The organism is Jatrophihabitans sp. GAS493 (assembly GCF_900230215.1).
In the GTDB taxonomy this organism is placed as follows: Bacteria; Actinomycetota; Actinomycetes; order Mycobacteriales; family Jatrophihabitantaceae; genus MT45.
The window spans coordinates 3,936,899-3,956,611 of the sequence record NZ_LT907982.1 but is presented as its reverse complement, the minus strand read 5'-3'; the positions used below and the strand labels follow the sequence as shown (position 1 = coordinate 3,956,611).

At 67.8% G+C, this 19,713-nt stretch carries 14 protein-coding genes; 9 read left to right on the top strand and 5 right to left on the bottom strand.

Going from position 1 to position 19,713, the window contains the following annotated elements; genetic code table 11:
• Window positions 1–70 precede the first annotated feature (70 nt).
• The 3 genes from cobT (at window position 71) to CPH63_RS18170 (ending at window position 3,723) form a co-directional block, all read left to right on the top strand.
• The gene (gene cobT / locus CPH63_RS18180) at window positions 71–1,156 is read left to right on the top strand and encodes a nicotinate-nucleotide--dimethylbenzimidazole phosphoribosyltransferase (RefSeq protein WP_096304200.1); all 1,086 of its coding nucleotides are present in this window, start codon (window positions 71–73) and stop codon (window positions 1,154–1,156) included.
• Window positions 1,146–1,895 carry a uroporphyrinogen-III C-methyltransferase gene (gene cobA, locus CPH63_RS18175; protein ID WP_096304199.1) on the top strand — a complete coding sequence of 250 codons (750 nt, stop codon included), beginning with the start codon at window positions 1,146–1,148 and terminating at the stop codon, window positions 1,893–1,895. The genes cobT and cobA overlap by 11 nt, the downstream gene beginning before the upstream one ends.
• A 103-nt stretch (window positions 1,896–1,998) precedes the next feature.
• Window positions 1,999–3,723, top strand: a complete 1,725-nt coding sequence (locus tag CPH63_RS18170; RefSeq protein WP_096304198.1) for an HNH endonuclease signature motif containing protein — start codon at window positions 1,999–2,001, stop codon at window positions 3,721–3,723.
• Between the two features lie 126 nt (window positions 3,724–3,849).
• Here CPH63_RS18170 and CPH63_RS18165 read toward each other — a convergent pair whose 3' ends face one another.
• Complete coding sequence (locus CPH63_RS18165; protein WP_096304197.1) at window positions 3,850–4,410, bottom strand: histidine phosphatase family protein; 561 nt, start codon at window positions 4,408–4,410, stop codon at window positions 3,850–3,852.
• Between the two features lie 102 nt (window positions 4,411–4,512).
• Window positions 4,513–8,145: a cobaltochelatase subunit CobN gene (gene cobN / locus CPH63_RS18160; protein ID WP_096304196.1), complete on the bottom strand. Its 3,633-nt coding sequence runs from the start codon at window positions 8,143–8,145 to the stop codon at window positions 4,513–4,515.
• 114 nt (window positions 8,146–8,259) lie between these two features.
• On the opposite strand from cobN, the gene CPH63_RS18155 reads away from it, so the two are divergent.
• From CPH63_RS18155 to cobJ, 3 genes are read left to right on the top strand one after another with little or no spacing between them, the layout of a single operon-like run.
• Window positions 8,260–9,594: a precorrin-3B synthase gene (locus CPH63_RS18155; protein ID WP_206745585.1), complete on the top strand. Its 1,335-nt coding sequence runs from the start codon at window positions 8,260–8,262 to the stop codon at window positions 9,592–9,594.
• Window positions 9,591–10,322, top strand: a complete 732-nt coding sequence (locus tag CPH63_RS18150) for a precorrin-8X methylmutase (protein WP_096304195.1) — start codon at window positions 9,591–9,593, stop codon at window positions 10,320–10,322. Before CPH63_RS18155 ends, CPH63_RS18150 begins: the two co-directional genes overlap by 4 nt.
• Window positions 10,323–11,873, top strand: a complete 1,551-nt coding sequence (gene cobJ, locus CPH63_RS18145; protein ID WP_096304194.1) for a precorrin-3B C(17)-methyltransferase — start codon at window positions 10,323–10,325, stop codon at window positions 11,871–11,873.
• 39 nt (window positions 11,874–11,912) lie between these two features.
• Here cobJ and galK read toward each other — a convergent pair whose 3' ends face one another.
• Genes galK through CPH63_RS18130 form a run of 3 tightly spaced genes read right to left on the bottom strand, consistent with a single transcriptional unit; the run spans window position 11,913 to window position 16,096 of the window.
• On the bottom strand, window positions 11,913–13,088 hold the full coding sequence (gene galK, locus CPH63_RS18140) for a galactokinase (protein ID WP_197704431.1): 1,176 nt from the start codon (window positions 13,086–13,088) through the stop codon (window positions 11,913–11,915).
• Between the two features lie 4 nt (window positions 13,089–13,092).
• Window positions 13,093–13,896 carry a DeoR/GlpR family DNA-binding transcription regulator gene (locus tag CPH63_RS18135; RefSeq protein WP_096304193.1) on the bottom strand — a complete coding sequence of 268 codons (804 nt, stop codon included), beginning with the start codon at window positions 13,894–13,896 and terminating at the stop codon, window positions 13,093–13,095.
• A 34-nt stretch (window positions 13,897–13,930) separates the two neighbouring features.
• Window positions 13,931–16,096 carry an alpha-galactosidase gene (locus tag CPH63_RS18130; RefSeq protein WP_096304192.1) on the bottom strand — a complete coding sequence of 722 codons (2,166 nt, stop codon included), beginning with the start codon at window positions 16,094–16,096 and terminating at the stop codon, window positions 13,931–13,933.
• A gap of 315 nt (window positions 16,097–16,411) precedes the next feature.
• On the opposite strand from CPH63_RS18130, the gene CPH63_RS18125 reads away from it, so the two are divergent.
• From CPH63_RS18125 to CPH63_RS18115, 3 genes are all read left to right on the top strand, one after another.
• Complete coding sequence (locus tag CPH63_RS18125; RefSeq protein WP_096304191.1) at window positions 16,412–17,728, top strand: ABC transporter substrate-binding protein; 1,317 nt, start codon at window positions 16,412–16,414, stop codon at window positions 17,726–17,728.
• A 78-nt stretch (window positions 17,729–17,806) separates the two neighbouring features.
• Window positions 17,807–18,742 carry a carbohydrate ABC transporter permease gene (locus CPH63_RS18120; protein ID WP_197704430.1) on the top strand — a complete coding sequence of 312 codons (936 nt, stop codon included), beginning with the start codon at window positions 17,807–17,809 and terminating at the stop codon, window positions 18,740–18,742.
• Window positions 18,742–19,665 (top strand): carbohydrate ABC transporter permease, encoded by a 924-nt coding sequence (locus CPH63_RS18115; protein ID WP_096304190.1) that lies wholly within the window; start codon window positions 18,742–18,744, stop codon window positions 19,663–19,665. Before CPH63_RS18120 ends, CPH63_RS18115 begins: the two co-directional genes overlap by 1 nt.
• Window positions 19,666–19,713: the final 48 nt, after the last annotated feature.

Here is a 19,713-nt window from a genome sequence, read left to right as displayed (position 1 = left end):
ACCCGGTGCGGCAGCCGATTGCCGCGGACCTCCATACTTGCCGACAGAATCCCGACAGAAAGATCCAGTGATGTCAACCAGCCAGCTCCTCTCCGACACGATCGCCGCCATCCATGGCCTCGACCCGCAGGCCGTCGCCGCCGCGCGGGACCATCAGGATCGCCTCACCAAGCCACGCGGTTCGCTCGGCGCGCTGGAGGACATCTCGGTCCAGCTGGCCGGTCTGGCCGGTGAGGCGCCGGCGCCGATTCCGTCGCCGGCCGCAGTCGCGGTCTTCGTCGGCGACCACGGCGTCCACGCCCAGGGCGTCACCGCCTGGCCTCAGGAGGTGACCGGCCAGATGGTCGCCAACTTCCTGGCCGGTGGCGCGGTGATCAACGTGCTGGCTCGACAGGCCGGGGCGAGCGTAGCGGTGATCGACGTGGGGATGAGCGAGGACGCGGCGGCAGTGGTCGCCGACCTGCCGGGACTGCTCCGTCGCAATGTGCGTCGAGCGACGGCTGATCTCAGTGTCACGGCGGCGATGAGTCCGGATGAGGCGCTGGCCGCGATCGAGGTCGGTATCCAGATTGCGAATGACCTTATCTCTGAAGGGAATCGCTGCCTCATTACCGGCGACATGGGGATCGCCAACACCACCGCGTCGGCCGCGCTGGTGGCCAGGTTCACCGGATCGTCGGCCGACGCCGTAACTGGCTTCGGCACCGGGATCAGCGACGAGATGCATGCCCACAAGGTCGAGGTGGTCGCCCGGGCGTTGGCTCGGGGCGGGAGTGACGTCAATGATCCGCTAGCCGTGCTGGCTGACCTCGGCGGCCTGGAGCATGCCGCGACTACCGGCTTCCTGTTGGGTGCGGCGGCGGCCCGGGTCCCGGTCATCCTCGACGGTGTCATCGCCGGTTCGGCTGCGCTCGTGGCGCAGGCGCTTGCCCCCGAGGTGGTCGGGGCGCTGATCGCCGGTCACCGATCGGTTGAGCCCGCCGCCAATCTTGCGCTGCGCGCGCTGGGCCTGACACCGGTCCTCACCCTCGATATGCGGCTCGGTGAGGGATCGGGGGCGGCTCTTGCACTGCCGATTGTTCAGTCGGCGGCAGCGATTCTGGCCGAGGTCGCCACCTTCGACAGCGCCGGTGTGACCGACAAGCATGACGAGTAGCGGCGAACAGGTCGCGCCGGGTTGGGTGGCGATCGTCGGGGGAGGGCCGGGCGATCCGGGGCTGATCACCCGCCGCGGCTGGCAGTTGCTCGGCGAGGCGGATGTGGTGGTCACCGATCACCTGGCGCCGCTGGAGCTTTTGGACGAGCTGGAACTCTCCTTTGGACGTACCCCGAAGGTCGTCGACGCCGCGAAGTTTCCCGGAGGCCGTTCGATGCCCCAGGAGGTGATCAACTCGCACCTCGTGGACGAGGCCCGCGCCGGATCGAATGTGGTGCGTTTGAAAGGTGGTGACCCGTTCGTCTTCGGACGCGGCCTGGAAGAGGTCTGGGCCTGCGCTGCGGCCGGCATCCGTGTTGAGGTCGTGCCCGGGGTGACGAGCGCGATCTCGCTGCCGGCCCTGGCTGGCGTCTCGGTGACGCACAAGGATGTGGCCCAGGCCTTCACCGTGGTCTCCGGTCACGTCCCGCCGGGGCATCCGGAGTCGCGGGTCGACTGGGGCGCGCTGGCCCGGTCCGGGGCGACCTTGGTTGTTCTTATGGGTGTTCGGAGCATGCCGGCCATCGCGGCCGCGCTGCTCGCCGCGCAGTTGCCGGCCGAGACGCCGACAGTCACGGTCATCGATGGCGCCAGCGACGCGGTCGAGGTCATCCGCTGCCGTCTGGACGAACTCGCAGCTGAGGCGTCGCGCTTCCGACCCCCCGCGGTAACGGTGATCGGCGCCGTCGCGGGGCTTTAGAGCGCCCGAATCAATCCGCCAGGTAGGCCTTGTGGAGGTTTAGTCCGTATTTTTAGACGGATCATCCATTCCACTTCGTATCGAACGTATATACGAGTATCTGATGGATGGCGAATCATTCGACCCGGACGACGGCGGTGGGCCGGACTGTGCGTCCGATGCTGCGTGTGCGTCGGACGATGGCTTGCACTTCGTCCAGAACGCTGGGTCAGACGCCGTCCAGCTGGGTGAGCCGTTCTGCGCGGAGAGCGTCGCCGACCTGCTCGACGACGCCTCGATGTCTGCTGAAGTGTTGCACGGTCCACCGACAACAATCTTGGATGTCCTGACTTCTCCGGATGATTTCGCGAAGCATTTCGCCACGATCGACCCCGATCCGGCTGATCTTTCGTTGCTGAGCGCGCTGGATCCGTGGGGGCTGTCGCCGGCCGGTCGCATCGACCTGCTGATCGCGCTGCGTCGGCACACCGCGGCGCTGAACGCAGCGAGCACGGAGGGAGTCGCGGTGGTGTCGCAGCGGGTCACCGATGGCGGACTGAGCCTGGAGTTGGGTCACGAATGCGCCAACGCTGAGATCTCGACCGCATTGATGATCTCGCCGCGGGTCGCGGCGTTCGAACTGTCCCATGCAACGCAGTTGGTGTCGAAGCTCCCGGCTGCGATGGACCTGTTGAAACGGGGCGTCATCACCGACGGACACACCAGCGTCCTGGCCCGCGAAACCGTCGGCGTCAGTGACCCGGCTGTCCTGGCCGCGATCGAGGCCAGCGTGCTGACCCGGGCGGTGGATCAGACCCCGCAGCTCTTTGCCCGGTCGGTGAAGCGAGCTGTCCTGCGACATGATCAGGTCAGTGCTGAACGGCAGCACCGGGAGGCGCTCGCTAAGCGGACCGTGGAGCACACTTCCCGTCCGGATGGGATGGCCGAGATCTGGGCGCTGCTGCCGGCCGAGGATGCCGCTGCGGTGATGACCACCGTTCGCGCTCTCGCCGCTCGCACTTGCCGGGAGGACACGCGCAGCGCCGATCAGCGTCGCGCGGACGCGTTTACTGCCGTCTTCGCGGACACCCTCACTTCGGGCCGGGTCCCGACCCAGCATGGCACCCGACCCACCGTGCAGGTAACTGTCGCACTGACGACCCTGGCGGGAGCGGATGACCTGCCCGGTGAGTTGGAGGGGCACGGACCGGTTCCGGCCGCCGTCGCTCGACGGATCGCCGCCGACCCCACCGGAACCTGGCGACGGCTGGTCACCGATTCCGTCACTGGGGAGCTTCTCGACTATGGACGAACGAAGTACACCCCACCTCAGGACCTCGCCGATTACGTCATAGCCCGGGACCAGGTCTGCTCGTTCCCGACCTGTGCGGTCTCGGCCAAACTCGCCGACCTCGATCACCGAGTGCCGTTCCCCGAAGGGGCGACCGACAAGGTGAACCTCGACCCGAAATGCCGATGTCACCACCGCCTGAAACACGAGACCGGCTGGACCACGACCGCCGTCCGTGACGCCACCGGCACCACCTACTACGAGTGGACCTCACCCACCGGCCACACCTACCGCAACCACACCCCGCCGCTCGCCGACGCCGAAAACAACCAACTCGTAAAAGGCGAATCGGCCGACGGCGAGGTGCACAACCCCAACGGTGAGGTCCAGATCGGCGGGTCGGCCCACTGTGACCCGGCCAACGGTGACCCGGCAAATGGTGACTTGCCTGCCCGCGCTCAGCACCCCGAACTCGGCAGCCAGCGCGATGCTGGGCCCCCTCTCGACGGACCAACGGCTGATGGCCCAACAATCGACGACGATCCACCGCCGTTCTGACGCGGATCGACGGATACAAGCTGAGCCACCACGCGCGAGCAGTCCGACCACGCGCGAGCAGTCCGACCACGCGCGAGCAGTCCGACCACGCGCGAGCAGATTCGATCAAGGGCGAGGGAAGGTCGCCTAGGTGAAGTTGACCGTCGTCACTGACCCGTTGGCTGGACTCGCGTACTGGATGCCGCCGAGATCAGGCGCGCCATCCTGTGCGGCGATCACCGTCAGGGCCACCCGGATGGTGTCGCCATGACTGACGAGTACAACTTGGTCTCCGTAGAGCCCCGAGCGGATCTCCTCGACCAGCGGGGTGATCCGGACAGCGACATCGCGCAGGCTCTCGCCGGCCTCCAGCGCCGCATCGGCGTCAGTCCAGTCGTGCCCCTCGGTGGCATCGAGGGCTGCCTGCAGCGCGAATCCCTCGAATTTTCCGAGGGACTGCTCGCGCAGCCGCGGATCCAGGCGCACCGGAACCTCCAACCGGGTTCCGATGATCTCGGCGGTCTGGCGAGTGCGACGCAGATCGCTGCTGAGAATGGACGACACACCGACCGACCGCATCCGCTCGGCCGCCTCCCCAGCCTGGATCTGCCCAAGCTCGGTCAGTACCGGCTCGTCACTCTGGCCCTGGAGGCGCCGAGCCGCGTTCCAATCGGACTGACCGTGCCGCACCAAGTGCACCGCCGTCACCCGTGCACCGCCCGCTCCAAGTGCACCGCCGTCACCCGTGCACCGCCCGCTCCAAGTGCACCGCCGTCACCCGTGCTCGCCGTCCGACCAAGAGAGCATCGCTCATCGGCCCTCGATGTCGCCTTCGGTCTCCAGGTAAACCTCGCGCAGCTCGGCCAGCAGCTCAGCGTCGGGTTCAGCCCACATCTTCCGATCCACCGCCTCCAGCAACCGCTCGGCGATGCCGTGCAGCGCCCACGGATTCGACTCGGCCAAGAACTTGCGGTTCTCCGGATCGAGCACATAGCTCTTCGTGATCGACTCGTACATCCAGTCGGCGACGACCCCCGCGGTGGCGTCATATCCGAACAGGTAGTCAACCGTCGCCGCGAGCTCGAAGGCCCCCTTGTACCCGTGCCGCCGCATCGCCTCGATCCACCGCGGGTTCACCACGCGGGCCCGGAAGACCCGGGCCATCTCCTCATTCAGCGATCGTGTCTTCACCGACTCCGGCCGGGTCGAGTCACCGATGTAAGCCTTCGGCGCCCTTCCGGTGAGCGCGCGCACCGTGGCGATCATGCCGCCGTGATACTGGAAATAGTCATCGGAGTCGGCGATGTCGTGCTCGAGCGTGTCGGTGTTCTTCGCCGCGACATTGATGCGCCGGTAGGTCGACTCCATCTCCGTCCGCGCCTCGCGGCCGTTGAGGTCACGACCATAGGCGAAGCCACCCCACGCCGCGTAGACCTCGGCCAGGTCCTTGTCATCCCGCCAGTTCCCACTGTCCATGAGCGGCAGCAGGCCGGCCCCGTACGCGCCCGGCTTCGAGCCGAAGATCCGGGTGGTGGCCCGGCGGCGGTCCCCGTGCTCGGCGGTATCGGCGTCGGCATGCGCACGCACGTAGTTCTGCGACGGGTCCTCCTCCAGTTCGGCCACCATGCGGACGGCATCGTCGAGCATCGTCACCACGTGCGGGAAGGCGTCTCGGAAGAATCCGCTGATCCGCACGGTGACATCGATCCGCGGACGCCCCAGCTCGCTCAGCGGAATCGGCTCACAGCGGCTCACCCGACGCGAGGCCTCGTCCCACACCGGCTGCACGCCCATCAGCGCCAGCACCTCGGCGATGTCGTCACCCGAGGTGCGCATCGCCGACGTACCCCAGGCCGAGATCCCCACCGAACGTGGGTACTCGCCGGTGTCAGCCAGGTAGCGCTGCAGCAGCGAGTCGGCCATCGCCTGTCCGGTCTCCCAGGCCAGCCGGCTCGGCACCGCCCGCGGATCAACCGCATAGAAGTTCCGTCCGGTCGGCAGCACGTTGATCAGACCCCGCAGCGGCGAGCCGCTCGGCCCAGCCGGGATATAGCCGCCATTGAGCGCGTGCAGCGTCCGGGTCAGCTCGTCGGCCGTCCCGGCCAGTCGCGGAATCACCTCATTTGCTGCAAAAGTAAGGACGTTGGTGACGGCCTGCCGGTCCGGTGGCGCCGGCAACGGGGCATCGGCCAGCACGTCGGCGACGATTCCCGCCACCCCCGAGGCATCCCAGGCGCTGTTCTCCATCCGCTGAACGAGTTCGTGCGCCACCGCCTCGACGGCGTCCGTCGCACCCAGCTCACCGGCCTCCTCATCGAGACCGAGCGCCTCACGCAGGCCCGGAAGCGATGCCGACCCACCCCAGACCTGTCGTGCCCGCAGCATCGCGAGCACCAGGTTGACGCGGGCCGTCCCCGTCGGTGCCGCCCCGAGAATGTGCAGTCCATCCCGGATCTGCGCGTCCTTGATCTCGCAAAGCCACCCGTCGACGTGCAGCAGGAACTCGTCGAACTCCGCGTCGTGCGGCCGGTTCTCCAAGCCGAGGTCGTGGTCGAGTTTGGCGGCCTCCATCAGCGTCCAGATCTGCGCGCGGATCGCCGGCAGCTTGCCCGGATCCATCGCCGCGATCTGCTGGTACTCATCCAGCAACTGCTCAAGGCGGGCGATGTCGCCGTAACTCTCGGCCCGGGCCATCGGCGGTACCAGGTGATCGATGATGGTGGCGTGCACCCGCCGTTTGGCCTGCGTGCCCTCACCCGGGTCGTTGACCAGGAACGGGTAGATGAGTGGAAGGTCACCGAGCGCCGCGTCCGGGCCGCAGGCGGCCGACATTCCCGCGTTCTTCCCGGGCAGCCACTCCAGGTTGCCGTGTTTTCCGACGTGAACCATCGCGTCGGCGCCGAAACTGTTGCGCAGCCACTGGTACGCGGCCAGGTAGTGGTGACTCGGCGGCAGGTCCGGGTCGTGGTAGATCGCGACGGGGTTCTGTCCGAATCCGCGTGGCGGCTGCACCATCACCACGACGTTCCCGGCGGTGAGCGCGGCCAGCACGATTTCGCCGTCCGGGTCGGCCGAACGGTCCACGAAGAGTTCCCCGGGGGCCGGGCCCCAGTGCTGTTCCATCGACGCCCGCAGGTCAGCCGGAAGCGTGTCGTACCAGCGTCGGTAGTCCGCGGCGCTGATGCGCACCGGGTTCCCCTCGAACTGCTCGGCGGTGAGCCACCCCTCGTCCTGACCGCCGGCAGCGATCAGTGCGTGGATCAGCGCGTCACCATCCTGCGCCTCGACCCCCGGCAGAGCGTCCGGACCGTCGAGCGGCCCGATGTCATACCCCGCTTCGCGCATTAGCCGCAGTAGCGCAACCAGGCTGGCCGGGGTATCGAGGCCGACCGCGTTGCCGATACGGGCATGCTTCGTCGGGTACGCCGACAGCATCAGCGCGACCCGCTTCTGCGAGTTGGGCACATGCCGCAGCCGGGCGTGCCCAACGCTGATGCCGGCCACGCGCGCACAGCGCTCCGGGTCAGGGACGTAGACCGACAGCCCGTCCGCGTCGATCTCCTTGAAGGAGAAGGGAACCGTGATGATCCGTCCGTCGAACTCGGGGATCGCGACCTGGGTCGCCGTGTCCAGGGGGGTGAGACCGTCGTCGCTGGATTCCCACTGTGATCGCGAGCTGGTCAGGGCCAGCGCCTGCAGGATCGGGATGTCCAGCGCGGCCAGCGCACCGACGTCCCAGTCCTCATCATTGCCGCCGGCGCCAACCGCTGCCGGCGTGCTGCCACCGGCGGCGAGCACGGTGGTGATGAGGGCATCGGCCTCGGCGAGCGCCGCCAGCAACTGCGCTTCGGCGGTGCGCAGTGAGGCGCAGAAGATCGGCAGGGCCCGTCCACCGGCGGTCTCGATGGCCGTCGCGAGGGCGTCGATGTAGGCGGTGTTGCCGGCCAGTTGCTGGGCGCGGTAGAAGAGCACGGCGACGGTCGGGCGGGTTGCGCCGCCGGGAAGCGGGAGCGGCTCCGGGCGGGGGAGGATGCCCCAGTTCGGGGTGATCAGCGGTGGTTCGAAGCCGAGGCCCGTGAGCAGCAGCGCGTCGGAGAGAAACCGGTACAGCTGCCCGACGTTCTCCGTGCCGCCGTAGGAGAGGTACTCGTGGGCCTGCGCGGCGATGCCGGCCGGGACGGTTGAGAGCTCCATCAGCTCGGCGTCGGGCGCCTGCTCGCCGCCGAGTACGACCACCGGTAGTCCACTGGCCAGCAGCGCGTCGGTGCCCTCCTCCCAGGCCCGGCGCCCCCCAAGCAGTCGTAGCACCACCGCGTCGACGCCGTCGAGCAGGGGCGCCAGCTCATCGACCGCGACCCGGGCCGGGTTCGCCAGCCGGTAGGCCTGGCCGCTCGTGCGGGCGCAGAGCAGGTCGGTGTCGGAGGTGGAGAGAAGCAGGATCACGCGGCGGGCCCCAAATCGAATTCGTCAGTCACATTCGTCTGATCGTGTAGCCCCGATCTTAGGGTGACCTATTGGCGTGGCTGGACGAGTGTGTTGCCCGGTTAGGGTGGCGGGGTGACCCTGCTTCCTGCGCACGCCGAGGCTGACCGCTGCCCCGGGGCGCTCACCCTGCACGAGGCGGCTGATGGGCTACTGGCCCGCGTGCGGTTGCCTGGCGGGTTCGTCGACCCCCGGGTCCTGCGCGGCCTCAGCGCCCTGGCTTCGCGATTCGGTGACGGGCGACTCGAGCTGACGTCGCGGGGGAACGTGCAGATCCGCTCGATCGGCGCGACTGATTCCGAACTCCTGGGCCACGACCTGGCCGAGCTGGGCCTGCTGCCGTCGCCCACCCACGAACGGGTCCGCAACATCGTGGCCTCCCCGCTGGCTGGGCTGCGGGACGGGGGAGCCGGGCTGGCGTCCTACGTCGCCGCGCTCGACCGGGCACTCTGCGCCACCACTGAACTGCAGGAGCTCTCCGGACGCTTTCTCTTCGCCTTCGACGACGGCAGCGGGGACGTCGAGCCGCTGAGGGCCGACGTGACGGCCCGGCAGAGCGCCACCGGATGGAGCGTCTATCCGGGTGGCTTCCGGGTTCCGGGCGGTGATCCAGCGTGGCTGGCCGGAGTGATGGTCGGGGTGGCCGGTGCCTTTCTGAACGTGCGGCACAGGCTGGATTCGACCGCCTGGCGCATCAGCGACCTCGCCAACGGCGCTGAGTTGGTGGCCGAACAGTTCGCCACCGCCCACCCGGAAGCATCGGAAGCATCGGAAGCATTGGAAGCATTGGAAGCGGAAGCATCGGGCGCCGGGGTCGGCCGCGATCTGACGGGCGCCGCCCCGGTCCGATTCGGCGGCGAGGCACTTCCGCCGGCTGGCATCATCGCTCAGCCCGCAGGCTTGTCGGCGGTGGTCGTGGTGGCACCACTGGGGCGGCTGAGCGCGTCCCAGGCTGATCTGCTGGCTGATCTGCTGGTTGAGCTGACCGGTGACCGGCCGGCTCGGATCACCCCATGGCGCAGCATCGTGCTCCCCGACGTCACTGAGCCGGGGCGGGTGGTGCAACTCATCCGCGGCGGCGGCCTGGACTGCGGTGACGAGTCGATCTGGAACAATCTCACCGCCTGTGCAGGGCGTCCAGGCTGCGCGAAATCGCATGCGGACGTCCAGGCTGACGCCGCACGCGCAGTGGCTGTCCGGCGGCGCGTGCCCGACGTGGCAGACATTGTGGGGCTGCCGGGACTTCCGGTGCATTGGAGTGGCTGCAGCCGCCGCTGCGGTCACCCGAACACACCTTTTGTCGACGTACTTGCAGGACCGGGCGGCTACACCGTTTCCGAATCGGGACCGTCGGCCCTGACCACCAGTGAGCCACTCCACCAGCCAGATCAGAGAGCACAGACCGGATGAACGTGTCGGAGACGACCACCCAACAGCCAGCCCAGCAGTCGGCCGAGCCGCCGGCCCAGCAGTCGGCCCAGCAGCCGGCACAGCACCTTGCTGCGCCCGTCGGTTACCGCTATGAACGCGATGGTGCCGAGATCTACCGGCGCTCCTTCGCGACGATTCGTGCCGAGTCCGATCTGGCTCGCTTCCCGGCCGACGTCGAGAAGGTCGTGGTGCGGATGATCCACGCCTGCGGCATGGTCGACCTGGCGGCCGATGTCGCCTTCAGCCCGGACGTGGTGAGTGCGGCCCGGCAGGCCCTGCGTAGTGGCGCGCCGATCCTCTGCGACGCGCAGATGGTCGCCAGCGGCATCACCCGCCGCCGCCTGCCGGCCGCCAACGAGATCCGCTGCTCGCTGGCTGAACCCGGAGTCGCTGAGCTCGCGGCCGATCTCGGTACGACCCGCTCGGCCGCCGCGCTGCAGCTCTGGGGTGAGGCCATCGACGGTGCGGTGGTGGCGATCGGGAACGCCCCCACCGCCCTTTTTCACATGCTGGAGATGATCGCCGCCGGTGGGCCACGCCCGGCGGCGGTGCTCGGCCTTCCGGTCGGCTTCATCGGCTCGGCCGAGTCCAAGACGGCGCTGGCCGAAAACCCCTTCGGCCTGCCGTTCCTGGTGGTCAACGGGCGTCGCGGCGGAAGCGCCATGGCCGTCGCCGCGGTGAACGCGATCGCGTCGGAGGTCGAGTAGATGCCCACGTCCGAAGTGCCGGCCGGCACGCTCTATGGCATCGGCGTCGGCCCGGGGGATCCGGAGCTGGTCACGGTGAAGGCGGCGCGGCTGATCACTGCCGCCGACGTCGTCGCCTACCACGGCGGCGCGCCGGGCCGCTCGCTGGCCCGGGGCTGTGCCGCTCCCTACCTGCGGGCCGGGCAGATCGAGGAGGCGCTCATCTATCCGGTGACCCGGGGGAGCACGGAGCACCCCGGTGGGTATGCCGGAGCGATCGCCGACTTCTACACCGAGAGCGCCGAGCGGCTGGCCATCCACCTGGCCGCCGGTCGGAATGTGGTGCTGCTGGCCGAGGGCGACCCCACGCTCTACAGCTCGTATATGCACATGCACAAGCGACTGCGGGACCGCTTCGAGTGCGTCATCGTGCCGGGCATCACCTCGGTCTCGGCCTCAGCCGCCGCGGCCGGGGCACCGCTGGTCGAGGCTGACGAAGTGCTCACCATCCTGCCCGGGACCCTGGCCGAGGACGACCTGAAGAGCTGGCTCGCCCGCACCGACGCCGCCGTCTTCATGAAGGTCAGCCGCAACGCCGCCGGGATCCGGGCCGCGCTGGAGTCCAGCGGGCGGCTGGATGAGGCGCTCTACGTGCGCCGGGCCTCTCATCCCGATCAGCGGGTGGAGCCCTTCGCCGGCGTCGACCCGGACGAGATCCCGTACATGGCCACGGTCGTGCTGCCGGGAGCGATCGCCGCCGGTGATGCAGTCGGCGCGACCATCTCTGAGTCAAGCACCGCCCAGACGTCCGAACCTCAGGTCGAGCTTCAGCCGCCCGGTGAGGTCGTCGTCGTCGGACTCGGCCCGGCCGGAGCTGAGTGGCTCACCCCGCAGGCCCGCGACGAACTCGCCGCGGCAACCGACATCATCGGCTACTCGACCTACGTGAACCGGGTGCCGGTCCGGCCCGGCCAGCGGCGCCACGCCAGCGACAACCGGGTCGAGGCCCAGCGCGCCGAGTTCGCCCTCGACCTGGCGCGGCGCGGCCATCGGGTCGCGGTCGTCTCCTCCGGTGATCCGGGCGTCTTCGCGATGGCCGCCGCCGTGCTCGAAGTGCGCGCCGAGGAGGGTTACGCCGACGTCTCGGTGCGAGTGCTCCCCGGCGTCACCGCGGCCAACGCGGTGGCCAGCCGGGTCGGGGCACCGCTGGGGCATGACTACTGCGTGCTGTCGCTCTCCGATCAGCTCAAGCCGTGGCCGGTGATCCTGCAGCGACTGCAGAAGGCGGCCGAGGCGGATCTGGTGCTGGCGCTCTACAACCCGGCGTCGAAGACCCGGCGCGGGCACATCGCCGAGGTGACCGAGGTGCTTCTCCAGCATCGCGACCCGGCCACACCGGTGGTCGTCGGCCGGGCGGTCGGCAGCGAGGTCGAGACGATCGACGTCATCACCCTCGGCGAACTCACCGCCGAGCACGTCGACATGCGGACCCTGCTGATCATCGGCTCCAGTCGGACCAAGGCCTTCCCGGGACCGGAGATGACGACGGTCTTCACCCCGAGGCACTACTGAGCTTCACCCCGAGGCTCTAATGACCTTCACCCCGATGCTCTACCGAGCCAGCGCCACGGCGCCGTCACCGGGGTGGGCCACGAAGTGGGCCGGCGGGCTGAAGCCCCGCGCGGCGTAGGCCTCGTCGACGGCTGTGGCCAGCGCCGCCGACGTGCCGGCCTCGGCGAGCGCGATGACGCAACCGCCGAAGCCGCCACCGGTCATGCGGGCTCCGAGCACCCCGCCGGCGAGGAGCACCTCGACGGCGAGGTCGACCTCGGCCACGGTGATCTCGAAGTCGTCGCGCATGGAGGCGTGTGAGGCGACGAGCAGCGGGCCGATCTCTCGGATGCGCCCGCCGCGCAGCAACTCGACCGTCTGCAGAACCCGGGCGTTCTCGGTGACAACGTGCCGAGCCCGGCGCCGCAGCACATCGTCGTCGAGACCGGCCAGCCGCCGGGGGAGCTCCTCCTCGTCGATGTCCCGTAGCGCGGGCACACCGAACTGACGAGCCGCGGCTTCGCAGGCCAGCCGGCGGTTGCGGTACTCGCCGGCCACCAGTTGATGGGGCGCCCGGGAGTCAACCACCAGCACCTCCAGCCCGTTCGCCGATGGGTCGAAGTGGATCAGCTCGGTCTGCAGGCTGCGCATGTCGCAGAAGAGCGCGTGGTCACGTTCGGCGAGGACGGAGACGAGCTGGTCCATCCCGCCGGTCGGCGCACGGACGAACCGGGTCTCGGCGACGGTTGCCAGCTGGGCGATCTGGGCCGGCGGGAGCCCTAGCCCGAAGAGACGGTCGGCGGCGACGACCACCGAACAGTCGATGGCGGCCGAGGAGGAGAGGCCGGCTCCGATCGGAACTGTGCTGTCCAGCTCGACCTCTGCGGCCAGCGCGCCGCGTGGCAGGATGCCGGCGTCGACCAGGGCCCAGAGCGCCCCGGCGGCGTAGGCCGCCCAGCCGGACGGCCCGTCGATCCAAGCCGCGCCCGGCACGACGTCGCCTCGCGCAATCTCGACGCGGCTGTCGGATTGCCGGGAGTGGACGATCAGCGGCGCGTCGGAGGCGGCGTCAACCGTCGGCCGGATCCGGGCCAGACAGTGCTGTTCGATCGCGAAGGGCAGGACGAATCCCGCGTTGTAGTCGGTGTGTTCGCCGATGAGGTTGATACGCCCCGGCGCCATCCCGACACCCGTCTCAACCCCGACCACCGGCTGCTCTTCGTGGCTGTGCGTCAACGAATCAGCCGACGATCGTCGGGCTGTCTTCGTGCGAGAGCTTCGCCATCCGCAGCTTCCCGACCTTCTCCCGAAGTAGCGACGCGGCGTCGTCGCTGAGTCCGTCGTCGGTGATCAGCACGTGAGCCGTCGAGAGGGCGCCGAAGGAGGCGAGGCCGACCGATCCCCACTTGGTTGAGTCGGCACAGACAACGACCTGGCTGGCGCACTCGATCAGGGCCCGGTTGGTCTCGGCCTCGGCCAGGTTCGGGGTGGTGAAGCCGGCCGTCGGGTGCATACCGTGGGCGCCGAGGAAGAGCTGGTCGACGTGCAGGCTGCGCAGGCTGAGGTCAGCCACCGGGCCGACCAGTGCGGCGCTCGGGGTACGGACTCCACCGGTGAGAATGAGCGTCTGGTCGCCGGCGCCGGGAGTGTTGGCGATCAGGTCGGCCACGGTCGTCGAGTTGGTGACGATCGTCAGCCCGGGGATCTTCGCGACCAGGGAGGCGAGGTTCCAGGTGGTCGTTCCGGCCGAGAGGGCAATCGCCGAGCCGGGGCGGATCAGCGTCGCGGCCATCTGGGCGATGGCCGACTTGGATGGCAGTTGCAGCTTTGCCTTGGTCTCGAAGCCGAGCTCCACCGAGGAGTTCAGCGTCAGCACCGCCCCGCCGTGCACCTTGTGGACCAGACCCCGCTCGGCGAGTTGTTCGAGATCGCGCCGGATTGTCATATCCGAGACGCCGAGCTGTGCGGTCAGGTCCTGCACCCGAACCGCACCGGTTCGGCGGATCTCATCCATGATCGTTGTGTGGCGCTGGCTGGCCAACATGGAGTCGTCCCTCTCTGAATCTCTATTGGTGTGATTATGCCTGGGTCAGGTGGATCAGCAGCGAGCTCAGCGGCCACCGCGCCGGGGCCGGCAGGCCGACGACGGCAAGGGCGGCGCCGGAGAGGACCATCCCTTCACCCGGCCATCGATAGTCGCCCCGTTCGGGTGGCCCGGAGCGCTGGATCGGCGCGATCTGGCTGGCCCGATAGGAGCGCGTGGGATCCAGGCCGGTGACTCGAAACGGCTCCGGGTCGTGCGTCGACTCGTCCAACTGCGCGTATGCGAAGACGGCCTCAGTCTGGTCGTGGGTGTGTACGCCATAGATCCAGCGGGCGTCGTCGACGGTGTCGACGCGGACCATCCGGCCGCCGTGCAGTACGCCGCGGTGCCGTTTGTAGAGCGTGATCCACTCGGCCAGGCGGGAGCGTTCGTCCTCGGTCGCGGTGGTGATGTCCCACTCGACGCCGAAGTCGCCGAAGAATGCGGTGGATGCGCGGAAGTCCAGCGACAGTTCGCGACCGGTCTGATGGTTGGGTGAGGCGCTCACGTGCGCGCCGAGGTACTCCGGGGCGACCAGCTGGGCGGTCCAGCGCTGGATCAGTTGCCGGGAGAGGGCGTCGGTCATGTCCGAGGTCCAGACCCGGTCGGTGCGCTCCAGCACGCCGAGGTCTATCCGGCCACCGCCCGAGCCGCACGACTCCCACTGCACGTCGGGGTGCGCGTCGCGAAGCCGATCCAGGAGCCGATAGAAACCGAGGGTCTGCTGGCGGACCCCCGCCGCACCACCGCGGAAGGCCGACGCCCCGTCGCCGAGCGCGCGGTTGTGGTCCCACTTCACGTAACCGATGCCGTAGCCGGCCAAGACGGCGTGCATCTGGTCGAAGAGGTGATCCTGCACCTCTGGCCGACCGAGATCGAGCACCAGCTGGTGGCGAAACTCAGGCAGCGGCCGGTCCGGCACGCCGAGGACCCACTTGGGGTGCGCCCGATAGAGATCGGAGTCGGCGTTCACCATCTCGGGTTCGAACCAGAGACCGAACTGCAGGCCCAGGCCCCGCACGTGATCGACGATCGGCCCGAGGCCGTTCGGCCATACCTCCTCCGACACGCGCCAGTCGCCGAGCCCGGCCCGATCGTGGCGCCGCCCGCCGAACCACCCGTCGTCGAGTACGAAGCGTTCGATGCCGATCTCGGCGGCGCGATCGGCGAGCTCGGTCAGCCGGGTCAGGTCGTGGTCGAAGTAGACCGCCTCCCACACATTGCACGTCACCGGACGTGGGGCCGGCGAGGGCGGGTTGGCCGCGCGCAGGTGGTCGTGCAGTTGGGCGGCGAGCCCGTCAAGGCCCGCGCCGGACGCGGTGAAGTAGACCCACGGAGTGCTGTACGAGTCGCCTTGGGCGAGTATCACCTCGCCCGGCAGCAGTAGCTCACCCGCACCGAGAACGGTCAGGCCGGAGGAGGAACGCTCAACGAAATGCCGGGAATTACCGCTCCAGGCCAGGTGCACGCCCCAGACCTCGCCGTGACCAAAACCGAAGCCGTCGGTGCCGACGGTGAGCAGCGTCGCCGACTCCGGGCCGGTCTTTCCACTGCGGCCCTCGCGCAGCCAGACGCCGTCGGCGATCGGCCGCCGCTGCGGGGAGCGCTCCCGCCCCCAGCGTCCGGTCAGGTCGAGGATCTCGCCGGTGCGGTCGGGCAGCGGCACACAGACGTCGAGGGTATCGAGAAAGTAAGCGGTTTCCTGAAGGTTCTCCAGGCGATGTCGGATACGGATCGCGCCACCGGCGACGCTCTCGACCTCGGTGGTCAGGCGTAGTCCGCGCAACGGGTCCTCAGCCTCAACCCGCAGACCGCGGGTGGCGGCGGATTCGGGACTCGGTTCGGGGGTTATCCGGCGAACGGCGAAGGCGCTGGACCAGTCGGCACCGGTCATGCGGTGCCCGCGTAACCCGGGTTGGCCGAGCCAGCCCTGGGAGACCTCCGGCAGGATCGGCAGCGCCCGGCCGGCGGCGTGGTGGACCGAGGGGGAGGGGCCGGCCAGGCCGACCGCCCGAACGCTGTCCGCCGCGGTGAGCCCGGCGGTGACCGGTCCGAGGCGCACCGCTCGCGGCAGCGCACCGGGGACCGAGGTCAGGATGAGTTCGGTTCCTCGGTCACTGCCCACGCTGATCGCCGACGGGGACGAGAGTTCCGCGCTCAACTGCTGCCTCCTTGGGGGGTATCGGGGTAGACGTTAGCGGCGAATGTTGATTTCAACAATATTCACCGTAGGCCCGTCATAAAGTTTGTGTTTTGTTTAGCTGTAGGGATGAGCTGCGACCCGGTGGCTGCTGGCGTGAATGCGTCGTGGGCAAAGTAATACTTGCCATGTAGCGCGTTCAGGGCGCTGATCGCGGCTACGTTGCAAGTTGGCCCAGATGCTTGACATTGCCGATCGTTTCTGCTGAATTATGGGTGGTTCTGAAGTGTTGCGATCCAGATCACATTGCCCGCTCGTTCGCCTTGGAGGCGCCAAATGTCCGGAGAACTACCCAACTTGGCCGGGTTCAACCCAGGCCGCCGCACGTTCTTGAAAGGCATGGCCGCCGGCATCGCCGGCATCGGAGCCATCCCGCTGCTGGACGCCTGCACCGGTGGCAGTTCGGGCGGGTCCGGTTCGTCGACCTCCAAGACGACCACGCTGGGATCGAGTGCCTCCGACGACGTACCGAAGAAAGCGATCGCCGGAATGGTGAGCGCCTTCGAGGCATCCTCGGGCGACAAGGTCACCATCAACACCAAGGCGCACAACGACTTCCAGAACCAGATCAACAGCTATCTGCAGGGCAGCCCGGACGACGGCTTCACCTGGTTCGCGGGCTACCGGATGAAGTACTACGCAAGCAAGGGTCTGGTCGCTCCGCTCGACGACGTCTGGGAGAAGATCGGCACCGAGAACTTCAGCGACGGCATCCTCGCCGCCTCTACCGGCGACGACGGCAAGAAGTACTTCGTGCCGAACTACAACTATCCGTGGGCGGTCTTCTACCGCAAGAGCGTCTTCGCAGCGAAGGGCTACGAGGTGCCGACCACCTGGGACGCCTACAAGGCGCTCGCGGTCAAGATGCAGAAGGACGGGCTGATTCCGATCGCCTTCGCCGACAAGGACGGCTGGCCGGCGATGGGTACGTTCGACTACCTGAACATGCGCCTGAACGGCTACCAGTTCCATGTCGACCTGATGGCCCACAAGGAGTCGTGGGACCAGCAGAAGGTCAAAGACGTCTTCGACGAGTGGAAGGCGATCCTGCCCTACACGTCGCCGGGTGCGCTCGGGCTCACCTGGGAGGAGGCCGCCGGTTCCATCGCCAACGGCAAGGCCGGCATGTACCTGCTCGGATCGTTCGTCACCCAGCAGTTCACCGACCCGGCGGTGCTGGCCGATGTCGACTTCTTCCCCTTCCCAGCACTGGCCGAGGCCAATGGTCAGGACGCCATCGAGGCTCCGATCGACGGGTTCATGCTCTCGAAGAAGGGCGGCGACAACGGCGCGGCCAAGGCAATGCTCGAATACTTCGGCAGCGCGGACGGGCAGAACGCCTACGCCAAACTCGACCCGAGCAATGTCGCCACCAACAAGAAGGCCGACACCTCGACCTTCACCCCGATCCAGGCCAAGGCGCAGAAGGTCATCGCCGAGGCGAAGAACATCTCGCAGTTCCTGGACCGCGACGCGCTCCCCGCCTTCGCCAACAACACCATGATCCCGGCGCTGCAGACCTTCCTGAAGGACGGCAACTTCGACACCAAGAACGTGGAAGCCCAGGCCAAGACGTTGTACGCCCAGCAGTAGTCGATCGGTACAACCCTGGTCCCGGTCGGCCGCGCCGAGAGAACGGCATCGGCCGACCGGGCCATTTTGGAGTAGCACGTGACCAGCGATACTCGACCTGTCGACGCGCCCAAACGCAAGAACCGCCACGTCCAGCGATTGACCAAGCGCGACAAGATCACGCTCGCGGTCATGGTGTCGATCCCGGTGTTGATCGAAGCGGTCCTGATCTGGATCCCGACCGTCCTGTCGATACTTCTCTCCTTCACGACCTGGAACGGCCTGAGTCTCAGCAACATCAGATCGGCCGGTTTCAGCAACTACACTTTCGTCTTCCGCACCTATCCACCGTTCTGGCCGGCCATCGAGCACAACCTGCTCTGGTTGCTGTTCCTCTCCTTCGTGGCGACACCGATCGGGCTGCTGCTGGCCGTGCTGCTCGACCAGCAGCTACGGGGCAGCCGCATCTATCAGACCGTCTTCTTCATTCCGGTCATGATGTCGCTGGCGCTGGTCGGCATCATCTGGCAGTTGATGTACTCCCGCGATCTGGGGCTGATCAACAGCGTGCTGGGCACGGCTGGGCACAAGAACGCGATCGACTGGCTCGGCGACTCCAGCATCAATATCTGGGCCGCCCTCATCGCTGCCACCTGGAAGCACGTCGGCTACATCATGATCCTGTACTTGGCCGGCCTGAAGGGGATTGATCCCTCCATCAAGGAGGCGGCGGCCATCGACGGCGCGAGTGCCACCCAGACGTTCTTCCAGGTCGTCTTCCCGGCTATGCGCCCGATCAACATCGTCGTCGTGGTCATCACCATCATCGAGTCACTGCGTGCCTTCGACATCGTCTACGTCTTCAACGGAGGCACCAACGGCCTGGAGCTGATCAGCGCCCTGGTCATCCAGAACCTCGTCGGTGAGGGACAGGTGATCGGCGTCGGCTCGGCCCTGGCCGTGATCCTGCTGGTCGTCGCGCTCATCCCCATCGTCACCTACTTGTCCCGCACGTTCCGAAAGGAGGAGCGCTGATGTCTCTCGCCACTGAGGTACCGTCGGCGGCCGACCTGGACCCGATCGGCGCGGCGAGGAAGCCGGTCAGCCACGCCAAGCATCACTTCGGGGTGCACATCTTCCTCATCGTGATGTCGATCGTCTGGCTGATCCCGCTGCTGTGGACGCTCTACACGTCACTGCGGCCGAAGGAGGAGACCGACAAGTACGGCTACTGGAGTTGGCCGCGAACCCTGACGCTGCACAACTTCACCCAGGCCTGGACCCAGGGCGGCTTCTCGCACTCGGTGATGAACTCGGTCTACATCGTGATTCCGGCCGTGCTGCTGACGCTCTTCTTCGCCTCGATGATGGCCTTCGCGGTGGCCCGCTTCTCCTGGAAGTTCAACGTAACGCTGCTGATCGTCTTCACCGCCGGAAACATGCTGCCGCCGCAGGTGCTGGCTGCGCCGTTGTTCGAGATGTTCCGGCACACGCCCATTCCGTACAGCATCAGTGACTCCGGTGACCTGCTGAACACCTACTACAGCGTCATCGCGGTCAACGTCGCCTTCCAACTGGGCTTCTGCACCTTCGTGCTGAGCAACTACATGAAGGCGCTGCCGATGGAGCTCACCGAGGCCGCGATGGTCGACGGCGCGGGCGTGTGGCGTCAGTACCGGCAGATCATCATGCCGCTCTGCCGCCCGGCGCTGGCCGCCCTGGGCACCCTGGAGGTCATCTGGATCTACAACGACTTCTTCTGGGCGCTGCTGTTCATCAACGCCGGAGACCGGCTGCCCGTGACGACGGCGATCAACAATCTCAAGGGACAGTTCCTCACCGACTACGGTCTGCTGGCGGCCGGAGCCACCATCACCCTCATCCCGACGCTGGTCATCTACCTGCTGCTTCAGCGGCAGTTCGTCGCCGGCCTGACGCTCGGCGGCAGCAAGGGTTGACGCTGCCCACTCGGCACAGGTCGAGCCCCCGACCGCCGGCACCTCCGG

Excerpts from the sequence above, each read along its gene's own strand:
- cobJ (WP_096304194.1), top strand. The coding sequence starts at position 10,323 with ATGCCCACGTCCGAAGTGCCGGCCGGCACGCTCTATGGCATCGGCGTC.
- CPH63_RS18135 (WP_096304193.1), bottom strand. The coding sequence starts at position 13,896 with ATGTTGGCCAGCCAGCGCCACACAACGATCATGGATGAGATCCGCCGA.
- CPH63_RS18125 (WP_096304191.1), top strand. The coding sequence starts at position 16,412 with ATGTCCGGAGAACTACCCAACTTGGCCGGGTTCAACCCAGGCCGCCGC.
- CPH63_RS18150 (WP_096304195.1), top strand. The coding sequence starts at position 9,591 with ATGAACGTGTCGGAGACGACCACCCAACAGCCAGCCCAGCAGTCGGCC.
- cobA (WP_096304199.1), top strand. The coding sequence starts at position 1,146 with ATGACGAGTAGCGGCGAACAGGTCGCGCCGGGTTGGGTGGCGATCGTC.
- CPH63_RS18115 (WP_096304190.1), top strand. The coding sequence starts at position 18,742 with ATGTCTCTCGCCACTGAGGTACCGTCGGCGGCCGACCTGGACCCGATC.
- CPH63_RS18170 (WP_096304198.1), top strand. The coding sequence starts at position 1,999 with ATGGATGGCGAATCATTCGACCCGGACGACGGCGGTGGGCCGGACTGT.
- cobT (WP_096304200.1), top strand. The coding sequence starts at position 71 with ATGTCAACCAGCCAGCTCCTCTCCGACACGATCGCCGCCATCCATGGC.